At 46.0% G+C, this 17,548-nt stretch carries 15 protein-coding genes; 3 read left to right on the top strand and 12 right to left on the bottom strand.

The genetic code is table 11. From position 1 onward, the window contains the following. Window positions 1-1,539 (bottom strand): hypothetical protein, encoded by a 1,539-nt coding sequence (locus tag GFS24_RS00450; protein WP_153657603.1) that lies wholly within the window; start codon window positions 1,537-1,539, stop codon window positions 1-3. Between the two features lie 172 nt (window positions 1,540-1,711). Here GFS24_RS00450 and GFS24_RS00445 point away from each other — a divergent pair, with 172 nt between their 5' ends. After that, window positions 1,712-2,002 carry a cytochrome c gene (locus GFS24_RS00445; RefSeq protein WP_153657602.1) on the top strand — a complete coding sequence of 97 codons (291 nt, stop codon included), beginning with the start codon at window positions 1,712-1,714 and terminating at the stop codon, window positions 2,000-2,002. Here the strand turns inward: GFS24_RS00445 and GFS24_RS00440 are convergent. Then, the gene (locus GFS24_RS00440) at window positions 1,999-2,337 is read right to left on the bottom strand and encodes a hypothetical protein (protein ID WP_153657601.1); all 339 of its coding nucleotides are present in this window, start codon (window positions 2,335-2,337) and stop codon (window positions 1,999-2,001) included. The genes GFS24_RS00445 and GFS24_RS00440 overlap by 4 nt on opposite strands. A 225-nt stretch (window positions 2,338-2,562) precedes the next feature. Between GFS24_RS00440 and GFS24_RS00435 the strand changes: the two genes are divergently transcribed. Beyond that, window positions 2,563-3,279: a DUF4197 domain-containing protein gene (locus GFS24_RS00435; protein WP_153657600.1), complete on the top strand. Its 717-nt coding sequence runs from the start codon at window positions 2,563-2,565 to the stop codon at window positions 3,277-3,279. A 163-nt stretch (window positions 3,280-3,442) separates the two neighbouring features. Here the strand turns inward: GFS24_RS00435 and GFS24_RS00430 are convergent, their stop codons facing one another. Genes GFS24_RS00430 through ligD form a run of 3 tightly spaced genes read right to left on the bottom strand, consistent with a single transcriptional unit; the run spans window position 3,443 to window position 6,538 of the window. Further along, the gene (locus tag GFS24_RS00430; RefSeq protein ID WP_153657599.1) at window positions 3,443-4,327 is read right to left on the bottom strand and encodes a DUF4886 domain-containing protein; all 885 of its coding nucleotides are present in this window, start codon (window positions 4,325-4,327) and stop codon (window positions 3,443-3,445) included. 41 nt (window positions 4,328-4,368) lie between these two features. Further along, window positions 4,369-4,566: a hypothetical protein gene (locus GFS24_RS00425; protein WP_153657598.1), complete on the bottom strand. Its 198-nt coding sequence runs from the start codon at window positions 4,564-4,566 to the stop codon at window positions 4,369-4,371. Window positions 4,567-4,570: 4 nt separating this feature from the next. Then, window positions 4,571-6,538 (bottom strand): DNA ligase D, encoded by a 1,968-nt coding sequence (gene ligD / locus GFS24_RS00420; RefSeq protein ID WP_253906368.1) that lies wholly within the window; start codon window positions 6,536-6,538, stop codon window positions 4,571-4,573. Window positions 6,539-6,650: 112 nt separating this feature from the next. Between ligD and GFS24_RS00415 the strand changes: the two genes are divergently transcribed. Next, window positions 6,651-8,105, top strand: coding sequence for a glycosyltransferase family 39 protein (locus tag GFS24_RS00415; protein WP_153657597.1), 1,455 nt, complete (start codon window positions 6,651-6,653; stop codon window positions 8,103-8,105). 35 nt (window positions 8,106-8,140) lie between these two features. Here the strand turns inward: GFS24_RS00415 and GFS24_RS00410 are convergent, their stop codons facing one another. The 7 genes from GFS24_RS00410 to GFS24_RS00380 form a co-directional block, all read right to left on the bottom strand. Further along, window positions 8,141-9,085, bottom strand: coding sequence for an endonuclease/exonuclease/phosphatase family protein (locus tag GFS24_RS00410; RefSeq protein ID WP_153657596.1), 945 nt, complete (start codon window positions 9,083-9,085; stop codon window positions 8,141-8,143). A 5-nt stretch (window positions 9,086-9,090) separates the two neighbouring features. After that, complete coding sequence (locus GFS24_RS00405) at window positions 9,091-10,332, bottom strand: ectonucleotide pyrophosphatase/phosphodiesterase (RefSeq protein WP_153657595.1); 1,242 nt, start codon at window positions 10,330-10,332, stop codon at window positions 9,091-9,093. After that, a complete protein-coding gene (locus GFS24_RS00400; RefSeq protein ID WP_153657594.1) occupies window positions 10,329-11,207 on the bottom strand; it encodes a glycerophosphodiester phosphodiesterase family protein in 879 nt (292 codons plus the stop codon). Before GFS24_RS00400 ends, GFS24_RS00405 begins: the two co-directional genes overlap by 4 nt. A gap of 64 nt (window positions 11,208-11,271) precedes the next feature. After that, on the bottom strand, window positions 11,272-11,775 hold the full coding sequence (locus GFS24_RS00395; RefSeq protein WP_153657593.1) for a hypothetical protein: 504 nt from the start codon (window positions 11,773-11,775) through the stop codon (window positions 11,272-11,274). 18 nt (window positions 11,776-11,793) lie between these two features. Beyond that, on the bottom strand, window positions 11,794-15,108 hold the full coding sequence (locus GFS24_RS00390) for a TonB-dependent receptor (RefSeq protein WP_173002920.1): 3,315 nt from the start codon (window positions 15,106-15,108) through the stop codon (window positions 11,794-11,796). A 45-nt stretch (window positions 15,109-15,153) separates the two neighbouring features. Further along, complete coding sequence (locus GFS24_RS00385) at window positions 15,154-16,536, bottom strand: alkaline phosphatase family protein (RefSeq protein WP_216647334.1); 1,383 nt, start codon at window positions 16,534-16,536, stop codon at window positions 15,154-15,156. Window positions 16,537-16,729: 193 nt separating this feature from the next. After that, entirely contained in the window at window positions 16,730-17,317 is a 588-nt protein-coding gene (locus tag GFS24_RS00380; protein ID WP_153657591.1) for a Crp/Fnr family transcriptional regulator, read from the bottom strand. Between the last annotated feature and the right edge of the window lie 231 nt (window positions 17,318-17,548).

Here is a 17,548-nt window from a genome sequence, read left to right as displayed (position 1 = left end):
TTAATACCCTATATTCTTCACAGCCTGTTCTCCCAGCCGCTCAGAAAGCTGCGCAAGATAAAGACTGGATGGTGCCACCGGCGTATCATGCGCATCATAATACCCTTCCGGCAGAGCGGGCTTATCCATTGTTTCAAAAGGAATAGGTCGCTTTGTTTTCTCTCCCTGGCTGCCTATCACCCAATTGGTGGCTCCCGGCGGTTGCTGGTTAAGATATGTTTTAGCTTTGCAATTCCAGGCCACTGCCCATCCAATAGACCATCCATGCCCTGAGCCCATAATACCACGGTTCATAAAATCAATTCCTCCATCCGGTACATTACACCTGTCTATCAATACACCGGTAGCCCAGCGCTGATGTGGTTGTATCCAGCCATTACCACGGAAAGTGCAGTTCAGCAAAACAATGGGGCCGGATACTTTTGCACCGGTAGCAAAAAAGAACACATTATCTCCCTGGATATTACACTGATTAAAAAGGATCTGTGCGCCGCTGCCATTCAGGTCAGCTGGTTTGGCGGCTCCTTTGGTGGGCGTCTGGTGAGAGATGTTGATCCGTTCCAGTGTAACACGTTTAGCATCGGATACGCTGATACTGTTTACGGTATTAAAAACATCTATGTCCCTCGCCCATGCATCTGATGCACCGCGGATCGTAAATGCCTTGTGTGACTTTTCATTAATGGTGCCGGATTGTTCAGGAGAACCGATGCGGAAGTTTTCAAGACCTATCTGTGAGATCTCTCCGCTTGTAGTGACCTTTACGACAGACACACCCGGTGCGCTGAGATAAGCGGCATCATAACTATCTGTGAGGGGAAGTTCTACAATTACCTTGCGGCCTTCTATCTTTTTTATCACGCGCTCCACGGTGATCTCTCCGGTCATCCAGGTTTGTTTTTTGCCATCCCGTACCAGGCCATCCATTCCCATGAATTTTACCCAGGCAGGAGTTATCGGGCGGCTGATCTGGATCAGGTCTCCGGCGGCAAGGCCGGTAACATCAGAGAGGTGAAAGCTATTGGACCCGGAGGGAACATAATTGTCTGTTATCATAACCGGCGTGCCTTCCTTCTTAATATTCACCCTGCTTTGAACAGAGAAGCAAACATGCGGTTCACCTGTCATTTTAAGCAGGGTGCCATTTTCACCCGGGCCGCTTCCGCGTACCACAATTCCACTGGTATTGATCAGGATCGTGTTGTCGCAATTATATACACCGGGCTTTAGTAATACCGTGCCTCTGAAACCGTTCTCCGGTTTCATGGCAGCTATCTCATCTACGGCGCGCTGGATAGCAGCGGAGTTATCTCCCTCTACCGGGCTTAAGGTAATTTTTACAGGTGGTGAAGGAATCCGTACACCGCCACCCATGTATCCGGCATAAGAGAAGTCCATGATCCGGTCTCCTTTTTCCAGTGTTTTGTAAGTGAGTTTTTGACCTGCGCCGGGGTATACCCATTCGCTTTTGGCTTGTGCTGTTGCCAGGCATGGAAGTAAAGCAACTACGGCCAGTAGTGATAAGAATTGCATTTTCATAACGGGAATGTAATTAAGAAAATTAAAGTAAGGCTTTCCCGGCGGGCTTTCAAGGAACAGGCAATTTTCACTAATAAAGGGAGAAATTACTACTAATGCGGTCTGTCGGTTTTGTTCTATTTCCGGAGGTGGAAGTATCGTTTTTTTGCTGTATCAAATAAAAACAAACACGATGCGATACTTACTTTTTATCCTGCCACTTTTAGCCATATTGATCCTGAGCAATAAAACACCTGTAGCCGGAGACGCACTCTACAAGAAGAACTGTAAAGTATGCCACGGGAATGATGGCACCAAAGGTTTCCTGGGTGCTAAGAACCTAAAGGTGAGCAGCCTGGAAACCATGGCTATTGTGCAACAGATCCGGGAAGGAAAAGGCCCGATGCCATCGTTTAAAAAGAAGTTTTCTGAAGAGGAACTGGCTGTGCTGGCTGATTATGTAAAAAGCTTAAGGCAGCCTTAAGCGGAAGGCACCGGTTTCTCTTCCCCATCCACCATCCATCTGGTCCACTTATATTTTGGCAACATCTCCGCCAGCTTTCTCTTCAGCCATTTGGAAACGATCTCAAATACGATAAAACCGATGACGATGGAAATGGTCCATTCCAGGTTGGTATAGGTTTGCTTGTTGATCACTGTTTTGTGTGTGGCAAGGCCCCATAGGTTCCTGATGCTGCGGGTGGTAAAGAAATGAGATACCAGGCGGGTGGATGCCATCCCTATCACAAACCCTAAAAAATTACCCACATAATTGTTGTAAATGTATTCCAGGAACTTTCTGAAAACCTTGCTTTTCATATAAATGAATTTTCTCATGCTAAACTAATATCTTATTCCTGAAAATACCAGTGGTTCCTTAAAATTCATATTGAAGCATGTCTAATCCTTGCTTCATCCTTGCTTCAAAGTAGCTTAAACCCGCTCTGGCGTGCAACACGAAGCAAGGATTAAGCAAGGATGAAGCTACCATGGCGGTTCTGCAAAAACTAGCCGGAAGGATTGCTATGATGTATATTTGCTATTATGAAAAACTGGTACTTCGCCTGCATCCTTCTTTTTTTGACTGGCTGTGAAACCACACAGCAGATACTGAATTCGCTTCCACCTACCACTACTACAGGCAGCGCCAACACCATGCAAATTGCTGCGGGATTAAAAGAAGCGCTGACCATTGGCACACAAAACAGTACCAACCGGCTTTCTGCCACCAATGGCTTTTTCTCTAATGCCGTATTGAAGATACTGATGCCACCGGAAGCACAGAAAGTGGAATCTACTTTACGGAACCTGGGTATGGGGAGTGTAGTAGATAAGGCAGTATTGGCTATGAACCGTGGTGCGGAAGAAGCGGCTAAATCTGCCACACCCATCTTCGTGAATGCGATCCGACAGATGACGATCACGGATGCGCTCGGTATCCTGAGAGGCGGGGATTTTGCGGCCACCAATTACTTTAAACAAAAAACAACGGCTGCCTTAACCAGTGCCTTCCGCCCTGCTATCAGCAACGCGCTGAGTAAAGTGGATGCTACCAAGTATTGGGCGGATGTATTTTCCGTGTACAATAAATTTTCTTCCAGCCCTGTGAATACAGACCTTACCGCTTACGTTACGGAAAGAGCGGTAGATGGCATCTTCCATGAAGTAGGATTAGAGGAACAGAAGATACGCAGAGACCCGGCGGCACGTGTAACCGAACTCCTGAAAACGGTATTCGGCGGCGTTATGGCGCAAAGGTAATTAACACGGGGCTTGGAGATTGTTGTTTTTTTTAAAAAAAACAACAATCTAACGCAGGGTCTTAAATTTAAAAAAACGCCTTCCCAAAAGAAGAAAAAAATCCGCCCTTTGCTGAGCGGCCAACCTCCAGCCAGGAGCGTGTCATCGCTTTTGTGAAACTATCCTACTGCAAAGCCCTCACTACTTTCTTGAATTGCTTGGCCATAGCATCAGATACCTCTTCCGGTTTGAACTTTACCTTTTTCACATTTCCGCCAAACAAGGTCTGGTACCAAACAAGTGATCCCAGGTAGCAACCTGCCCTGTTGGCATGATTGGCATCAAAACTCAGCTTGCCGTCCAGCCAGCGGTAGCCCATATGCAGGGAGTTTGTTTGGTCCGGCAAAGCGGGTGATACCGGCGTTTCATAATTGAAGGTGGTATCTTTTTTATAACCCCAGGTTGGGCTTGTAGTGATGGCACTGAAGGCATCTCCCACGGGAATGATGGTAAGATTTAGTTCTTTAGCAATGGTATGGTAAGCAGCCCTTACATGCTGGTGCATTTCTTTGGCATCCTTCGCCCGCTCCGCTCCCATTATCTTTCCAAATTCTTTGGCATCATTGCGGTACGCCCAGGTCTGGTGAATAAAGATCTTTGCGTTGGGCTGTATGGTCTTGATAAAATCGTATAGTTTTTGCGCATAGGGGCGATATGTTTCAGGATCACCGGAGAGCAAGGAATATTGCTGGATGGTGACCATATCCCAGGTACCCTGAGAAAGCAGCTGGCGCAAGGATTTACCGCCGTAGGCTTTACCGGCAGGGTCTGAAGTATCCTTTTCTGCGGTTTCCACCAGTTTCCAGTGCCGTTCCAGTGAACAGCCCCCTAATTCAGCACGACCCAGTTCCAGATCTATGCCACCCTCTTTAGTGAGTTGCGGCAGAAATGAAGCGGCATTCTGGGAAAAGCTGTTGCCAATAATGAACAGGCGGTATTTCGTTTGTGCCTGAACAGTAAAGCAGATACTGCAAAGTACAAGCAGGCAAATTTTGAATCTTAAAAGCATGGTGGTAAAATATAGCTTATACGCTAATAATCAAAATCCGGTCAGTTTAAATTGATGAGCGGATCTTTTTCCATGCCATATATTTTTCTTACGAGGTCGCTCACATCCAGCAATGGCATCACCGTGCTTGATACAAGTTTTATCTTATGCGGCCCCTTGGCAAAAAGCTCTGCGCATATGTACCATATACCGTCGTCAGCGCGGGCAATGAGTGTAACATGGATCAGTTTCCTTTTCATGGCGTCACTGTTTAAGTTCAAATTCCTTTAGTACTTTCTTCAGTTGAATGCCCCGGCCAAGCACCGGTTTAAAAATATCTCCTTCGCTTTTGATGCGTTCCAGCGCATTGTTGATCGTAAAATCCTTCATCTTTAATCCCTTCTTCACTTCCTCCCAATGCAAAGGCATGGATACCGTTGCGCCGGGTTTAGGACGTAAAGAATAGGGAGCGGCCAGTGTGGCCTTGGGCCTGTTCTGTAAATAATCCACATACAACTTACCCGTTCTGTTACGCGTCATACGTTCAATACTGGTAAAACGCGGCAGTTCATGATGCACCTGGGCAGCTATCCATTTGGCGAAAAGCTGGCATTCATCGTAGGTGTATTTTGCCTGGAGGGGTATGTAAATATGAATGCCCGTGGAACCGGAAGTTTTAGGATAACCAGTTATACCTATTGCATCCAGCACCTGTTTCGTTACCCGGGCAGTTTCAATCACCTGTTCAAAGGAGTTCTTCTCTGTAGGATCAAGGTCTATCAGGCACCAGTCAGGATGATCCGGTTTTTGGATGCGGCTGTTCCATGGGTTCATTTCAATGGCGCCCAGGTTGGCCATATACAACAGGCTGGCTTCATCATCTACCACCAGGAAGTTCTTATCTTTTCCATCGCTGGTATGATAAGGGAATTGCTGCACCCATTCCGGCGCTTTGCCTGTTATATCCTTCTGGTAAAAACTCTTTCCGGTGATGCCATTCGGGAAACGGTTCATGGACTGCGGACGGTCTTTCAGATATGGCAGGATGTAGGGCGCTACCTGGTAATAATAGTTGAGCATATCCCTTTTGGTGTATTTCTCTTTGGGCCAGAAGATCTTGTTTAGATTAGTAAACTTTAACTCATGCCCTTTTACTTTCCGCACCTGGGTTACTTCAGCGGGGTTCAGGAATGTTTTCCGGCCCTGTTCTTCCGGCGCTTTCAGCAGTTTGCTTTTTACGATGGGTGATGCTTTTTCCCTAAATACTTCTTTCGCCTTTTTATCTTCCCGCAGCGCTTCAAAAGAAGGATGGCGCATTACACCATCTGCGGTTATTTCTGCATAATGCACTTCACATACTAACTGTGGCTTCAGCCATGTAGCCTCTGCTTTGGGCGGATTGGGCCTGAAGCGGGAGGGTTTGTTCACATCCGGTAAAGATGAGAAAGGCATCTTCTTCGTGATGAGCGGGCGGAACTTTGCCATCATTTCCTTTTGCAGCTTATCTGAAAAACCCGTTCCTACCTTTCCCGTATAAACGAATTTGCCTCCTTCGTAAACACCTACCAATAAAGAACTGAATGCTTTTGCGGAGCCTTCATTCTTTGTAAAACCACCGATCACTACTTCGTGCCGTTTACTGAGTTTAATTTTCAGCCATTCTTTTGTACGATCTCCGGGATGGTAGGTGCTATCTGCTTTTTTTGCAATGATCCCTTCCAATCCGATCTTTCTGCCCGCTTCCAGCAATTGCTTTACCGGGGTGTGAAAACTTTCGCTCATGCGGATGATGCCATCGGGTGGCAGTTGCTGCTTTAATAATTCCCTGCGTGTTAATAAGGGTTCTGCGGTGAGGTCTCTCCCATCCAACCATAACAGATCAAATACATAATAGATGAGCGTACCGTCTGCTTCACTCCGCCAGTTTTGCAGGGATGCAAAATCAGAGCGGCCGGCATCATTCAACACCACGATCTCTCCATCCACCACGCCGCGGATATCCCATTCTTTTACGGCTTCGTAAACGGGATAGAACTTATCATTGAATGATTTGTTATTACGGGAGATCAGTGCTGTTTTCCGGCCATCCTTTATGGCAATGGCCCGGTAGCCGTCCCATTTAACCTCAAACAACCAGCCCTCGCCCTCCACCGGTTTATTCACCAGTGTGGCGAGCATTGGACTGATAGTTGCAGGTATCTTAGCCAATTTGCCTGGAGCGCTCTTTTTCATATATAAACCGGCTAAACTTCGTGCCAATCTATGCGGATTCGTCTATAAACAACAGGAGGTCATCTCATTACAGTGAAGAATGGAATAATAATTTTTATCTTGACAACCAATTATGGAGAAGGCAGGTCTGATCGCGCACATTAAGGGAAATAAGGTTTTACTGTTCACTGCGCTGTTTATTTTAGTATTGCGGCTTATATTTATAGGCGCCATGGGCCTGATGCCCCAGGACGCGTATTATCATTTTTACGGAGAGCATCCGGCACTTTCCTATTATGATCACCCTCCTGCTATTGCCTGGCTGCTAAAGGCTTTTACTACTGTATTGGGGAATAAAGCCTACGCTGTGAAACTGGCGGATTCCCTGACCACTTTGGGAACGGTGATCGCTTTTTATCACCTTTGCCTTCATTTCCTGAGCCGTCGCCGGGCGGCCAATGCTTTGGTGGTCATGTTTTCCACACTGATGGTCACCATCCTTTCCCTCGTATCCACACCTGATGTTCCTTTAATGCTTTGCTGGACGCTTTCCCTCCTGTTCCTGTACAGGGCGGTATTCCTGGAAAAGAAAGGATACTGGCTCCTGGCAGGCCTCATGATGGGCCTGGCATTTGACAGTAAATACACGGCTGTTTTCCTGCCTGCGGGATTGTTGCTTTACTTAGTGTTATCGGCAAAACACCGGAAATGGTTATTATCTCCCTGGTTATGGGGCGCGCTGCTGCTGATGGTATTGGTGAGTAGTCCGGTGATCATCTGGAACATCCAGCATAATTTCGCCTCCTTCCGTTTCCAATCTTCAGGCCGTGTGGAAGGTATTCAGGTGAGGCCCCTGGATGTGCTGGGTGTAATTGGCCACCAGGCTGCTATCCTGATGCCGGTGCTTTTCTTTGCCTTATGGGTGTTGCTGTATAAAACCATTCGGCGTATGGCAAAAGTAACGGCGGAGCAGTTATTCCTGCTTTGTTTCTTCCTGCCTCTTTTCCTATTGTTCTTCCTGATCTCTCCCATTTACTGGGTGAAAATAAACTGGATGATGCCTGCTTATATCAGTGGTATTATTTGGGTGAGTATTTACTTTGCTGAGAAGTATATCCGCTGGCAGCAGATCTTTGCTGTGGTGGTACATGTGGCGCTGGCTATTGAGCTGGTCTTTTACCCGGTGCCGGTGAACTCTGATGATGTGTGGCTGGGATGGGACGAAATGGCGAAGTCTGTCATCTCCCTGAAGAAAGAATACCCGGCTGATTTCGTTTTTTCTGCGGATGATTATAAGACCAGTGCCGTGCTTAATTTCTATATGGATGAAATGGTCTATGGCCAGAACATCCTTGGGCGCAAGGCTTTGCAGTTTGACTATGTAGGAACGAATGTAAATGACCTGGCAGGCAGGAATGCGCTTTTCATTAATTCTGAGATAGGGGACGCTACAGATGAAAATCGCTTTGCCGATACGCTCCGGAAATACTTCGTTACTGTGCAACCGCTTCCCCCTATTGTGGCAAAGGGGGACAGAATATTCCTGGTGTACCGTTGTTTGGAATACACTCCGGGCGGCAGGAAATAAGAAGGCCGGAGAAGTCCCCGGCCCCTTATGGTTGATTAGTGTAACAGTATCTTTGTAACAACAGGCAGATGATCACTCATCTCCGCCATTTCCTGTTTGCTCAGGATATAAGCCGGGCCAGTGCTGCCGGGTACTATCCGGGATGCGAGGTTCTTATTGTACACCATGTGGTCTATCCTCCAGCGGGGATTACCGGCAGGGTGAGAATATACGGTGGTACCAGCCAGCGGATCTATCAGGCGGGCTCTTTTACTGCCTTCCTGCAACATTTTAAATTCGCGGCTTTCCGGTGTAGAGTTAAAGTCTCCTGCCATGAGGATGCAGGCTTTCTTGTCTGCTTTCACGATGCGTTCGAATTCTCCTTTCAGCAATTGCGTTTGTCCTATCCGGGTAGCGGTATCGCTTTTATTCCTGCCTGCTTTTAAATGCACACCGCAGAGATATAAACGCTGATCAGGTGTAGGCCATACTTCTCCGATCCACATCCGGGAATTGATATTGATCTGCATGGCGGGTTTCCCCTGTTCATCCTTCTCTCCTACGATGGGTGAATAGATGGAGCCATACGTACGGAAAGTACCAATGGGCACTTTACTCATGATCATGGTGTTCTGGTACCAGGTCTGACTTTCTGAGGTAGCAAAGTATTTGTATCCCCAGTCAAATTTCTGGCTCAGCTCACGGAGATAAGCAACGGTTTCAAACTCAGAGATCAGCACGATATCTGCATTGGCTGCTTTGATCACTTTGGATAACAATGCTGCTTTTTCTTCTTTCTTTTTATCAGCAGCATCTTCCATGCGGTTGTTGATGTACAGGTTATCCTTCAGGTCCGTAAGGTTCTCTGTATTGAAGGCCATCACTTTCAGCGTATCCCCGGGTTTGTAATCCGGTGTGTATAACATGCCGGGGCGGAATTCCTGTGCGGAAACGCTTGTGATGAATAATGCGGTGGCGAGATATATGATTACTTTTTTCATGTGCTTTACTTTAAAATGTTATGCAGTACTTCTTTGCGGCCGTCTATCGGTTCTGTGATCTTTAGTTTTAATATTTCTGCAATCAGCGGGTATACATTTACGTTCTCAAAAGAAGGTATGCTCATGTGCTCTTTAAACGCAGGGCCCCATGCCATGAAAGTGGCATGCATGTCTTTTACCTGCAAAGGCGGAAATCCATGATGCCCGGCACCGGGTTTGCGTGTAGAGAAAACATAAGGCCATTCCGGGATCAGTAAGATATCCCCGATCCTGTTCATCCTGTCGTCTGTATCATTGTAATGCAATTCAGCAGGTGCGTTGGTTTTCAGGTATACTTTATAATGTGCTTCTTCTTTCTTCAAAGTTTCATATAAGGGTTGGATATCTGTCTTATCCTTTGCATGTAAGACCATCATAGTGCCGGAAGCAGGAATGAGGAATTTATTGGTATCTATGGCGGCAGGTGTTGGCAGCGGATGTTCTCTGTCCACAGCAGTCATTCCATGATCTGATACAAAAATGAAATTGACAGGAAGGCCTGTTGTTCGTACTGCTTCTGTTAACTGGTAGATGATAGAATCAACTTCTCTCACGGCTTGTGCAGTTTCTATTGCTTCAGGGCCAAAACGATGCCCTGCATGGTCTGGTTCTGATACATAGAAAGTGATGAAGTGAGGGCGTTGATCTTCCGGCAAAGTGAGCCAGTCTTTTACAGCTTTGATCCTGCTTTCCATCGGTATCCTTTCACTGTAATTATAATAGTAAGAAGGACGAACTCCTTTCACATCTGCTTCAGACCCTACCCAGAACATGCTGGCACTCACCATTTGCTGCTGTTCTGCCAGTACCCATAAAGGTGTACCGCCATACCAGGCACCATCCCTTACCTTGGGTTTATTACCCATGGAATAGTTTTCGTTTTTTCCCGGATCATAAAAAGTATTGTTCACAATACCGTGATGAGAAGGATAAAGCCCTGTAGCAATGCTGTAATGGTTAGGGAATGTTACACTGGGGAAAGAGGGGATCATAGATGCCGCTTTTACCCCTTCCTTACCTAATTCCAGCAAATGTTCCGCCTGGTATTTCTCTGCGTAGTCATAACGGAAACCATCTGCGGAGATCAGTATCACATAAGGCTGTTGTTGTGCGGCGGCGCTGTTATGGCGACCTTCTACTTTATATTGTGTTGTATCCTGGCTAAAGGCGATGTTGCTCAACAAGAGCAGCAGTATCATATATCTCATTTCTTGTGGCTTTTAATATATTCTTGCAGTTGGGCGCCGGCTTCATGCGGTCTGTCTGTAGACAGAATATCCGCTCCGTGTTCCACATATTCGTAATAGCTTTTATCTCCTCTTGCAATGGCCTGTTTATCTAAGTTGCCCATAGTACCCAGAATGCAAAGGATCTTGTTCTCATGCAGGTATTGATAAAATTCCGCATCAGCCTCCCGTGTACCGATAAAGGCTACGAGGCGGTCATTGGGAACACCGTAACTGTTTAACCGGGCCAGGTCTTCTTTCTTTTGTATAGAGGCAGAGATCATCAGGTCTGGCGCCAGTTTGGATACTTCTGCTGCCTGGTCTGCATTATAGGTGATGATCACAGAACAGGGTTCTGCTTTGCAGCGGCGTACTGCTTCTACCACTTTTGCATAAGGCACACCGCGTTTAACATCCAGTGTAAAGATCACTTTGCCTTTTCCCCATAATAGTACATCATCCAGTAAAGGGATGCGGAAGGTGGTGGTATCTCCATCATTATCTTTCAGGTAGAATTTTTTCAGTTCCTCCCAGGTGTAGTCTCCGATATTGCCTTTTCCGGTGGAGGTTCTGTCCAGCCGGTTATCATGCATTAATACCAATGCGGAATCTTTGCTCAGTGCAATATCACATTCAATGATCAGTGGCTGTGAAAGACTGCTGTGCTGAAATGTTTCCAGTGCATTCTCCGGGAATCCTTTTTCAGGACCACCGCGGTGGGCGCTGACCAATGGGTAACGGACCTTTCCATACGAAAGGAATTTTTGCAGTTGCTGAGTTGTCTTAAAATTCAGTTGCTGGGCTCCTGCGGAAAAAGTAATAAGCAGGAGCAGTAAAAGTGTGCTGGCAGATCTCATAAGCCGAATAAATGAAAAGGATATGCGTTGCTTGCACAACGCATATCCAGTCTTGAATATGAAATTATTTCATTGTAATGAACTTCGTTACTGCGAAGGTGGACACTTTGCTTCCATCTTCCGTGCGAACATAAATACGCAGGGTATAAGATTTATTTCCTACTGGTAATTTAGTAAGTTTTAATGCAAGTGTTCCTGTAAAGTAATTGGTGTTCGGGTAAGTGGCCGGGTAGAAAGAAGTTGTTACACTGTTATTTCCATTGGCCGTTGCCGCCTTTTCAGTAAATGAAGGGAAATGCACACTGTCTATACGGGTAGCTGCACCGGAAGAGGGAGCATCATACCAGGCAAAATCCACAGTACCGGGGTTTGCTTTGGTGATAGCGCCGCCAAATGTAACGCCGATCACATCAGCAGGTACAAAAGGGCCTGTTTGCAGCATCAGCCCCATGCTGGTCACCTGGATAACAGGTAATGCTTTTTCCAGTTCTTCTTTAATAGAATCATTGTTCTTCTCACAGGAAGAAGCGAATAAAACAACGAGTAATAAATATGATATCTTTTTCATGCTAATAGTAATGATAGGTTAGAAACTATAACGTGCGCCGATCTGCATAGACCATGTGTTGCCGGAACTGTAAGTAGTCTGGAACGGATTGGTGTACAGTTGACCGCCTGTGCTTTGCATCCGGTAAACAGGTATTCCATTTGCGTTGTAACTTCTGAATGCCAGCGGTTGTGAAGTAGTGGTTCCTTTTTGGATGTTCCAGTATTTGTTCAGGAGGTTAGGTACGTTATTGATATCTGCATTGAGGGTTATTGTATGCCTCTTTGCGCCAACTTTAACGAAGAACTCCTGCATTACACGGGCAGACAGATCGTTACCCCACTGAGAGATACCACCATTCCTTTCTGCATATTTACCACGGCGTTTGCTCAGGTAAGGAGAATTGTTTATGAACTTATCCAGGGCAGCAGCCTGCTGTTCTGGCGTAAAGTTGATAGTAGCGCCATTTACGGTAGCAGAGTATGCTTCAAAAGTAAGGTCTGTAGCTTTATTTGGAACGTACATCAGGTCCTGGTTATTACCATCGCCATTCATGTCTCCATTGAGCCTGTAAGTAATGTTGCCATTTGGAGATCCTTCGTAGATGAGGGACAGCGTGGTAGCAGCATGGCTCAGGTATTCAATCCTGTAAGACAGCATGCTGATCACCCTGTGACGGGCTACTGAGGAAGACGGGTTCATTTCCATATCATTGGAAGTACCAACGGTTGGGTTAGAGTTCCAGATAGAGTAGGCTTGTGAACCTGAATTACCAGAGATGTCTTTTGCTCCGGTGAAAGTATAGGCAATAGAACCATAGAAACCTTTAGCAAATGCTTTGTTCAATTGTGCAGTTAAAGCGTAAGAATACCCTTTGCTGGTATTTTCCACTATCACGGCTGATCCGAGAGAAGGATAAATATAACGGTCTGAAGCATTGGGAGACACGTAACGCGGTCTGTTATCAGGGCCTGCAGCAATACCTGTAGCTTCTTTCAGGTTACCATTACGCATGCGCACAGCGTTGATATCCTTGGTGATCAAACCTTCTGCTGTAAACGTCCAGCCATTACCCAGGTTCTTATCAACAGCTATGTCTGTTCTGAAGATCTGCGGGAATTTGAAGTTAGGATCTACCAGTACGATATTGGTAGGAATAGAAGTACCTGCTACCGGAGGGAAAAGGCCGGCATATCCATCCACATTAGGATCGAATTTCATATCTGCGAGGATCTTGGCTTCGTCTGCATTGGTGTTCCTTAAAGCCACGGCATTTTGATACATACCGGAGTTGGTTGGCATGTTGGTGAGCCATACGAAAGGAGACAAACCATTGAACACACCCATGCTACCTCTGATAACAAGGGATTTATCACCCAATGCATCCCATCTCATACCTATACGTGGTGAGAAGTTGATCTGCGCACCAGGCCATTGACCATCGTAGTGCTTCATGCTACCGTCCTTATCAGGGAAGGTCAGGGCAGTGATGGCAGGATTTTCCAGTGCTTTCTGCGTATATACCGGTCTTTCTGCTCTCAGGCCCAGTGTTACCTTCAACTTAGGTGTTACTTTTATTTCGTCCTGCACATATACGGAGGCCTGGCCATAATTCAGCTCTGCTGAGTACACGGCTTTTTTACCCGGCACCATGGAATAGGCATAAGAATAATAAAGCGGAGCAGCCTGTGTCATAAAGTCGTTGAGCGAATTATACACATAATAACTTTGTGCACCCGGCATGAACATATTACCTACCATCTGGTGTTCATAAGTGAAACCTGCAGTGATGGCATGTTTACCAACGTAGTAAGAAAAGTTGTCTGTAACGTTCCAAACTTTATTGATCACATCGTTATTATAACTGAACGGTTCATAACCAAAGGTCATGTAGTTATGCGCCACAGCAGTACCATCCATGATATCTACCAATGGGAAGGGAGCACTGTTGGTAACCCTTGTATCCTGGATCTTGCTTACTGTTACAAGCAGACTGTTGGAGATATTACGGAAGTTACTGTTCAGTTCCAGCGTACCGGAACGAACGGTATGTTTGAACCCGTATACAGAGTTTGCAAAGGCCATAGACCTGTTGCTCATCCGGCTGTTAGGCAAAGTAGACAATACGGAAGTAGAGCCCGGCAGGGAAAATCCACCACCACCAATGATAGAAGTACCATTGATAGAAGAAGGTTCTTCATTACCCACGTAGTCCTGGAACTTCGCCGTGAGTTTATGCTGGTTGTTGATGTTCCAGTCTAATTTAACAATGTATTTGTAGTTGTCTCTTTTAGCAGAGGGATAGTTGTCGTATGCGCCGGTTTCATAGCCATAGGTATCCTTCAGGAACTTAGACAGTTTTGCCAGCGAATCAATATGTGTAGAAGACTTAGAACCGGGCAGCAAGCTACCGTCTGGCACTGTGTTAGTGATCTTTGCACCGGAGTTCACTTCATATTCTCCATTCACGAAGAAGAAGAGTTTATTCTTAATGATCGGGCCACCGAAACTGCCGCCAAATGATTTTTTAGAAGAACCCGTAGCTCTGTCATACACGATATCAGCTACTTTTCTTCCGTTCATAGAAGGATCACGGTAAAAGGTAAAAATAGTACCATGATATTCATTGGTACCGCTTTTGGTAACGGCATTGATACCGGCACCTGTGAAGCCGGACTGACGTACGTCTACAGGTGCAATGTTTACAGAGATCTCGTCAAATGCATCCAAAGAAATAGGCTCACCACCACCACCGGGTAATGGATCTGAATTTAATCCGAAGCTGTTATTCAGGTTAGCCCCATCTACTTTCAGGTTGTTATAGTATCCGCTTCTGCCTGCAAATGAAGTACCACCATTGGATTGTGGTGTTAAGCGGGTGAAGTCTGTGATACTCCTGTTAAAGGATGGCAGACTAGCCAGTTGGCGGGAGTCGATCACAGTAGAGGCACCACTCTTTTCTGTAGCTGCTTTACGCTTTACAGACTTGATGCTCACACCTTGTAATTCCCTTGCTTCTTCATTACTCATGGTAACGTTGATATCATAAGGCTCACCTAATAAAATGCGGAAGTCTGTTACGAGTTGTGGTTTGTAACCGATGTATTCCACCTTTAAGTTGTAAGGTCCGCCTACGCGTAAACCGGTAAGCGTGAATGAACCGCCTTTACGGGTAACGTTTACGGAACGTGTTCCGGAAGGCTGGTGTATCACGGTAACAGAGGCACCTTCCAGGCCTTTTCCATCCGGGCCTTTTACGGTACCTGTAACCAATCCTGAGGTAACCTGGGCGTTCATTGCCAATGGCAGGAGGAACATGCACAGGAGGTAGAGTAACGTTTTCTTCGTTAGCATAGCCATAGTCGTTTGAAAATTGAGATGTAGAAGTTTGATCATTTTTTATTTTGTGTCATTGATATTTCCGTTCACTACAGGCCTGTTTTCTCTGCGGCCCTGCGACTTTATAATACCGGGTAATAAAACGCCGTCAGGCGCTGTGAAAGGAAGTCCCAGGAGATGAGCGATAACGGGGGCGATATCTTCCAGTCCCATTTTAGGTACTACCACACCATTGCTGATGCCTGCACCATATGCAATGAATCCTGTTTCTATATGTGCGAATTCAGGGAAGAAACCATGTGTTCCGCCGCGGCCTGCTCTTACCAGTTCTCCGTTGGCGCTGCCGGAAATAGATACCCCTTCAATGGCAGCAATAGCGAATGCTGCATGGGGGTCTGCGCCTATCTTATCCAACTCTGCTTTTTCTACGATGCGGTACAATCTTTTTACAGATGCAGGTAAGCTATCCATGATAGCACGTACTTTAGCGAGTGTTTTTACATCACCTTTATTCTTCAGGTGCAGGAAGGCAGAGCCACTGCTGCTGTGGAACATGGCTTTCCAGTCTTTACCACCCAATCCATTTCTGGCAAGCAATACATTGGGATTGAAACTTGTGTTGATATCTACAAAACCATGGTCTCCGGTAACGATGATAGCGGTGCTGTCTGCAATGCCTGCGGCTTCTACTGCTTCCAGTATATTGCTCACGGCATGGTCTGCAGAGGCCAGTGCTTTCCTCACTTCTTCTCCGCTGCGGCCTGTTTCATGTTGTGCATGATCTACACAAACAATGTGTACGGTCGTGAAATTCGGTTTGTATTTCTTCAACAGGTAAGCAGCCATGCGACTGAGGTTTTCATCTATCGCCAGGTTGTTCAGTGTCATCTGGTTGTAGCTGAGTTTGCCGGTGGCATTTTGCTGGATCTCTTCCCAAAGGCCTGCGGGTGCTACATTTGGATTGATGTTCGTGCCTCTTTCCCAGGATTCAGGCACATTATAATCTATGGGAGCGCCAACAGATACGGGCCATGACAGGCAAGCGGATGTCATACCCGCCTGGTGTACGGCATCCCATAGTGTAGGTGTTTGAATATATTTTTCATCGCGGTACCAGGTGCCGGTGGAACCGGAATCTGAAAAGATGGTATTATAATAAATACCATGACGGGCAGGCATAGCGCCTGTAATAATAGTAGTGTGTGATGGATACGTTACTGTTGGAAAAACACCACGCACACCTTCTGCATAGGTGCCGTTGTTCTTCAGGAACTGTAAGTTGGGCGTAGGCCAGGAAGGATCAAGATAGAAGTCGGGCCTTAACCCGTCTATACTGATCAGCACTACATACTTTGCCTGTTTTGGCTGCTGTGCAAGCACCGGTAATGTGGAAAATAAGAGGCATAGGGATGCCATTGCAAAACACAACGTGTTTCTTCGCATAACTTTGTCTTTGATTAGAACGTTCGAAATAAATGCCAGGTCAAATGGAGAGAATGCAAAGTTAATAGAAGAAATACGCGGGGTGGTTTCCGGAAGGTGACCAAATAGTTACCGAATCATTACGGATGTTAGAATCTTACATAAAAGAGGGGGTATGGGCTAACAGCGAGGGGGAGCAGGGTATTGGGGACGCTTATTTAATAGTGTCCGCAGCCAGTTGCCGGGTTGTTGCAGTGAGGTCTGCAATATCATTATACGTGATGAGCTTGTTCAAAAAAACCTCTCTGTTGCCGGCTGTGGTGATCTTCTTATGGAGATCTGCATATAATAAGAGGATACGTTCCCTGGGCTCGTAGGAACGGATATTAGCCAGCATGGACTCTGTTTTATTCCAGCGGTAAACGATCTTGGCAAAACACCATTCTGCTACTTTTGGATCATGCGTCATGAGGTGTTTGAAGAAATCTACTTTATAGGAGCGGAACTGTGTGGCAGTGAGGGTTTTACAGAACTCGCAGAAAGTGTCGTTGCTTAGCAGGGCCAGGTTACCGAAAAATTCGCCGGGAGTTACCAATTCGTATATATAGTCCTTTCCTTTAACGGAAATACCACCCAGTTTCACAGCGCCTGAAACGATCTCGAAAATGTCTGTAAATGGCTCTGATGTGCCATACAACTGCGCACCCTTTTTAAGGGTGATCAGCTTTACATTCTCTTTCAATCCAGGTGTTTTGCTCTCTACAAGGTAATTGTAGAGGCCTGTTTCCGCGATGTTGGCCATAGTTACTCTCGTATAAACAGCCAAAATATTAAATTATCATGAAATAATGCACTTATTAAGTGTTTCAACACCTATAAAGATCGTTCTGGTTTAAGATATTTATCTTAAATTCATTGAGCAAATTACCAAAATCAGCCCCTATCCCCTCTAAGCAAGCCTCGAACCCATAATTGAATCTATTTCTAACTCCAGGTCAAAATCTATCCTGGGAAGCCGAAAACAGTAAAGAGT

Source organism: Chitinophaga sp. SYP-B3965, assembly GCF_009647655.1.
In the GTDB taxonomy this organism is placed as follows: domain Bacteria; phylum Bacteroidota; class Bacteroidia; order Chitinophagales; family Chitinophagaceae; genus Chitinophaga.
Note: the sequence above shows the minus strand (reverse complement) of the source record. Positions and strands in the feature narration are given on the sequence as shown.